The organism is Tardiphaga sp. (assembly GCF_025356345.1).
Classification (GTDB): domain Bacteria; phylum Pseudomonadota; class Alphaproteobacteria; order Rhizobiales; family Xanthobacteraceae; genus Tardiphaga.
In genome coordinates, this window is record NZ_JANXTC010000359.1 from 1 (window position 1) to 6,066 (window position 6,066).

The following is a 6,066-nucleotide window of genomic DNA, read 5'->3' on the forward strand; positions in this document are numbered from 1 at the left end:
CGAGCAGATGCGCGACATGACACGGCAGCTGGCAAGATTGGGCCGGCCGCTGGTGATGTCGGGTCACTCCGCCGGCGGCCATCTGGCGGCGTGCATGCTGGCTACCGAATGGCGCGCCATCGACGCCGCCTTGCCGGGCGATCTGGTGCGCGCGGTGTATTCGATCTCGGGCCTGTTCGATCTGGTGCCGCTGGTATCGACCTCCGTGAACGCGCCGCTGCACCTCAACGAACTGAGCGCTCGCGAGGTGAGCCCGCTGTTCTGGCCGGCGCCGGCGCGCGGCAGCCTGGATGCCGTGGTGGGTGGCGAGGAGAGCGCGGAATATTTTCGGCAAAGCCAGACGATTGTCGATGCCTGGGGCGCCATCATCCCGACGCGCTACCACACGTTTCCCGGCGCCAACCATTTTACCGTGATCGCCGGCATGGCCGATCCAAAATCGCCGATGACGCTTCGATTGAAGCAATTGGCGCGGGCTTAGGCGGCATTTGCCTAAACTTGCCGCGGGTGTTTCGGCCGGCAACTAAAAAAATCCGCCGCGCGCCCGTTCCCCGCAGTTGCGCCAATATGTTTTAAGTCTAAAATGATATTGGGTTCGCGCTGCCGGGCGGATCAGTGACAGGAGCATGCAATGGCCGCTGCCGAGGCTCACCTCACCCAGGCGTATACCGCCCACGTCGATACCTTCGCGCGGGATAATCTGCCGCCGCTCGAACAGTGGCCGGAGTTTTTGTTCACCCGACCGGAGTATCAATATCCCGCGCGCCTCAATTGCGTGGTGCCGTTTCTTGATCGTTGGGTCGAGGAAGGCCGTGGCGATGCGCCCTGCATGTTCGGCCTCACCGACAGCTACACCTATCGTGAGCTGCAGGCGCTGGTAAACCGGATCTGCAACGTGCTGGTCGGCAAGCTTGGCCTGGTGACCGGCGGCCGCGTGATGCTGCGCTCTGCCAATAGTCCGATGATGGTCGCGACCTATCTCGCGGTGCTCAAGGCCGGTGGCGTTTGCGTTGCGACCATGCCGCTGCTGCGCGCCAAGGAGTTGGCCTATCCGATCCAGAAGGCCAAAATTGCGCTGGCGCTGTGCGATGGCAAACTCTCCGACGAGATGGAAAAGGTGAAGTCTGCCGCCCCCGAACTGCGGCGGATCGTCTATTGGGGCACCAACTCCCCGGGCTCGCTGGAGTCGATGATCGCGGAATCCAGCCCTGAATTCACCGCCGTCGATACCGCTTCCGACGATGTCTGCCTGATCGCCTTCACGTCCGGTACCACCGGACAGCCGAAGGGCACCATGCATTTTCACCGCGACATGCTCGCGGTGTGCGACGGCTTCGCGCACAACGTGCTGCGCGCCAGCCAGCAGGACCGCTTCATCGGCTCGGCACCGCTGGCCTTCACCTTCGGCTTTGGCGGCGTGCTGTTCCCGCTGCATATCGGCGCGTCCTTCGTGGTGCTGGAGCAGGCCGGGCCGAACGACCTGCCGGTGGCGATCGAGCGCTTCAAGGTCAGCGTCTGCTTCACCGCGCCGACCTCCTACCGTGCCATGCTCGCCAAGATGGGAACGCATGATATTTCCTCGCTGCGAAAATGTGTTTCCGCCGGCGAGACGTTGCCGAAGGGCACCTTCGACGCGTGGCTGAAGGCCACCGGCATCAAGCTGATGGACGGCATCGGCGCCACCGAGATGCTGCACATCTTCATCAGCACGGTCGAAAACGAAATCCGCCCGGGCGCCACCGGCAAGCCGGTGCCGGGCTACATCGCCAAGATCGTCGATGACGAAGGCAACGATTTGCCGCCGGGCACGATCGGCCGACTCGCGGTGCGCGGCCCGACCGGTTGCCGTTATCTCGCCGATGCCCGCCAGCTGAAATACGTGCAGAACGGCTGGAACGTGACCGGCGACACCTTTGTCATGGATGAGGATGGCTACTTCTGGTACCAGTCCCGGTCCGACGACATGATCGTTTCCGCCGGCTACAATATTGCCGGCCCCGATGTCGAGGCCGCGCTGCTGACGCATGAAGCGGTCGCCGATTGCGGCGTGGTCGGATGTCCCGACGAAGCCCGCGGCATGCTGGTGAAGGCCTATGTCGTGCTGGCGCCGGGTCTCGCCGGCGATGATGCGTTGACGCTCGAGCTGCAGAACCACGTCAAGCGCGAGATCGCGCCTTATAAGTATCCGCGGGCGATCGAGTTCGTCGCCCAGCTGCCGAAGACCGAGACCGGGAAACTGAAGCGATTTGCGCTACGCCAGATCGCCGAGGCCAGCGCCGCGGCGATGGCCGCGGAATGAAATTCGGAATGTTGTTGATGGAGACTTGCCGGTGACCGTACCGAAGGGACCTGCCTTGACCGTTGTGGCGACGTCGAAGACCGAAGCCCTGTCCGGACCGCGGGTGTTGCAGCCCTCCGGCTGGCCGGCGCCGAAGGGCTATGCCAATGGCATGACCGCCGACGGTCGCATCGTCGTCACCGGCGGCGTAATCGGTTGGGATACCGCGGGCCATCTGCCGGCGGAGTTCACGGCGCAGGTGCGGCAGGCGCTGAGCAATATCGCCGCGGTGCTTGCCGAAGGCGGTGCCGGGCCCGAGCATCTGGTGCGGCTGACCTGGTATGTCGTCGATATGGAAGAATATCTCGGCAACCTGAAGGCGCTCGGCAAAATCTATCGCGAGATCTTTGGCGCGCATTATCCGGCGATGGCGCTGGTGCAGGTGGTGCGACTGGTGGAACTCGCGGCGCGCGTCGAGATCGAGGCCACCGCGGTGGTGCCGCGCTGATTCCGCGGTCGGTAGGGTGGGTTGGCGCGAAGCGCGTAACCCACCGCTTCCGCGGCGCCGTTAAAGATGGTGGGTCACGGCGCAAGGGTGCCTGACCCACCCTACGGCTTCGCTTCGGACATTGACGATCCGCTTTCCGAATGCGCAACTGCACATGCATGTTAGGCTTCGCAGGATCTGTCCAATGAACGTACCCGCCCGGGTCATCACTCTGGTCAATGTCGCCCATTTCATCGATCACTATGCGATGCTGATTTTCGCGGCCGCGGTGATCGTGATGGGGCCGACCATGGGCATGACCTATTCCGAACTGCTGCCCTATGCGACGCCGGGTTTCATCGCCTTCGGCGCCGGATCTCTGGTCACCGGCTGGCTGGGAGACCGCTGGAGCCGACGCCACATGATGGTGATCTTCTTTTTCGGCATCGGCCTGTCGATGATTTCGGTGGGTTTTGTGCGGACGCCCCTGCAGCTGGGCACCGCGCTGCTCGCGATCGGACTGTTCGCCGCGATCTATCACCCGGTCGGGACCGCGATGATCGTGTCCTACGCCGACCGGATCGGTCGCGAGATGGGCATCAACGGCGTGTTCGGAAATTTCGGCGTGGCATCGTCGGCGCTGGTCACCGGCGTGGTGGGACAATATCTCGGCTGGCGCTGGGCCTTCATCATTCCCGGCATTGCGACCCTGGCAGCCGGTGTCGTCTTCATGCGTGGCGTCGCGCATGAAGACCGCTCGGGGTTCAGGCAGGCGGCGGCGCAGTCGCGCGTCGCCAAGTCCGACATGTGGCGGGTGATCCTGGCGCTGCTGATCACCGTGGTCGCCATCTCCACCACCTTTAATGCGATCACGGTAGCGCTGCCGAAGCTGTTTGCCGAGCGTCTGTCGGATCTCACGCACAGCCCCGCGCTGCTCGGCGTCATCGCCGCGGGCGTCTATGTGTTCGGCGCGCTGACCCAGTACAACATCGGCGGATTGATCGACCGCTACTCGCTGAAATCGGTCTGCGTGCCGCTGTCATTTATACTGGCGCCGTTCCTGTACTTCGCAGCGTCACTATCAAACGTCTCGCTGATCGTGGTTGCGATCGGCATCATTGTCGGACTGTTCGGGCAGATCACCGTCAATGAGGCGATGGTCGGAAAGTACACCAGCGACGAATGGCGGTCGCGGGCCTACGCCGTTCGCTACTTCGTCGGCTTCACGGCGGCCGGCGCCTCGGTCGGGCTGGTGGCTTGGCTGTATGAGCAGGGCGGCTTCATGATGATGCTGCATACCTTCTCGGCGCTGTGCATCCTGGTGATCGTCGCGGCGCTCATCCTGCCGCCTGAGCTGCCCGCGGCGAAAGCGAATTGAGCTCGCGGGTCGAGACGGATCGTACGGAGTCGAAGTCTGTTTTTGTGCTGTTTCCGACATAGTGAGGCTGTTCTCGCTCCGCCCACCTGTCGAAATTCGATAGCTGGGGCCGCGACCCGACCGCGTGCCTGTTGATAATATGAAATTCCGATCAATTCATTGCGACTGCCGATCAGGCGCATGGCGCGCGTTGTGGATGATTCTTTTGTCCGGACAACCTGAACGGTTGGCAATCTGCCGATCACGTATCTTTCGAAGTCCATTTGTAGAAATCTATTGTTCGGTGGCGAACGTAACGACCCAACCGGCTAGGCTTTCGAGCTTCGGCGATCAAAACCCCTGATGACATTTTGTTTACGAACGGCGCGATTGAAGGTGTAACGCTGCGGCAGATTAGAACCGTTCTGCTTTGATCCCCGGATATCAACATTGCTAGATCACGACGTTAACTTCGAAACCCTGGTCGATGAAATCTACGAAGCGAGCGTGTTGCCCGAACGCTGGCCGAAAGTTTTTGATCAGCTCGCCAAAATTGCCGACGCCGAGGGGGCGATGATATTTTCCGTCGCGCCGGGAACGCCGCGCTGGATTGCCTCCGACAGCCTGCACGACCGGATCGACAAGTGGACCAAGAGTCCCTATGCGCAAAACAACCCGCGAAGCGCGCGTATGGTGGTTCCGAACGAGCCCCGGTTTCTGACCGACCTTGATAAGTTCACGCTGGAAGAACTCGACAAGGAAAAGTTCTATACCGATCTCCTGCGGCCCGGCGGCCTAGGATGGTGTGTAGGCACCACAATCACCTGTCCGTCAGGTGATATGCTGGTTCTGTCGGCTGAAAAGGCGTTTGCCAAGGGGCCGGTTCCGCGCGAAGTCGCCGCGCAGCTCGACGAATTGCGACCGCATCTGGCGCGCGCCGGCGTGTTGTCCGGGCGGCTTGGTTTCGAACGCGCGCGCACCGCCGTCGGCCCGCTGGATATGATCGGGCTTCCAGCGGCGGCCATCGACGGTGCGGGGCGCGTGATTACGGCCAATCCGTGTTTCGTCGCCAATGGTCTCGGCGTGCATATCGGCGCTCAGAACCAGGTCCATTTCGCTGCTCCCGCTGCGCAGACGATGTTCCTCGAAGCGGTCGCCAGGCCGTCGTCGTCGAGCAACGGGCGGTCGATTCCGGTGGCCGGTACTGAAACGCATCCCCCGCTGATCGCCCATCTGCTTCCGATCCGGCTGGGCGGGCTGGAAGTGTTCGCCGGTGCGGTTTCGATCCTGTTTCTGACGCCGATTACCCAGCACGAGAGTCCGGCGCCGGAACTGTTACAGGCGCTGTTCGATCTGACGCCCGCGGAAGCCCGAGTTGCCAGCATGCTGACCGAAGGCAATACGGTCGATACGATTTCCAAGCTGCAGAGCGTGAGTCTCAATACGGTTCGCACCCAGTTGAAGTCGGTCTTCGCCAAGACCGGCGTCGAGCGTCAGGTCGATCTCGTCAGCCTGCTGGGCCAGCAGCGAATGCAGCTGATTTAAGGTCTGCTTCAACGAGATTGAAGCGGTTTGCGATCCTGGCCCGGACGCGGTGCGGCACTGTTGCGCCGCTCCGCCGAGCTGGAACCTTGTCTAACATCACAGCCCGCGGTGCGCCGCGGGGACGCCGTGAACGACGTCCGGGACAAGATTGTTCCGAACGGAACCATGCTCTGGCAGCTGCACGAAAAAGGCCGGCCCGAAGGCCGGCCTGAGCACGAATATGTCTCTTCAAAATCGAGCAGTCGTCAATACATGGTCCGCCGAGGCGGTAATTGGAGCGTCGACCGACTGAAAATGCAGCCCGTAAACAATTCCCCCGGTATTGATGTACGTGAACCTGCTCGATCTCGCCTCACCCATTCAGGTGACGCGAAGTGGTATTTATCTACAACTTTTGGC

Annotated in this window: 5 protein-coding genes and 1 pseudogene; all 6 read left to right on the forward strand. The window is 62.0% G+C overall.

Translation table 11 applies throughout. The features are described 5' to 3' along the window. Positions 1-481, forward strand: a pseudogene (locus Q0S16_RS21535) (alpha/beta hydrolase); the annotation flags it as partial. Between the two features lie 150 nt (positions 482-631). Beyond that, positions 632-2,299, forward strand: a complete 1,668-nt coding sequence (locus Q0S16_RS21540; protein WP_295852856.1) for an AMP-binding protein — start codon at positions 632-634, stop codon at positions 2,297-2,299. A 55-nt stretch (positions 2,300-2,354) separates the two neighbouring features. Further along, positions 2,355-2,786, forward strand: coding sequence for a RidA family protein (locus Q0S16_RS21545; protein ID WP_295852867.1), 432 nt, complete (start codon positions 2,355-2,357; stop codon positions 2,784-2,786). Between the two features lie 184 nt (positions 2,787-2,970). Then, positions 2,971-4,143, forward strand: a complete 1,173-nt coding sequence (locus tag Q0S16_RS21550) for an MFS transporter (protein WP_295852859.1) — start codon at positions 2,971-2,973, stop codon at positions 4,141-4,143. Positions 4,144-4,572: 429 nt separating this feature from the next. Next, on the forward strand, positions 4,573-5,667 hold the full coding sequence (locus Q0S16_RS21555) for a LuxR C-terminal-related transcriptional regulator (RefSeq protein ID WP_295852862.1): 1,095 nt from the start codon (positions 4,573-4,575) through the stop codon (positions 5,665-5,667). A gap of 126 nt (positions 5,668-5,793) precedes the next feature. Beyond that, positions 5,794-6,066 (forward strand): hypothetical protein (locus Q0S16_RS21560; RefSeq protein WP_295852865.1); only part of this gene is annotated, 273 nt, incomplete at its 3' end.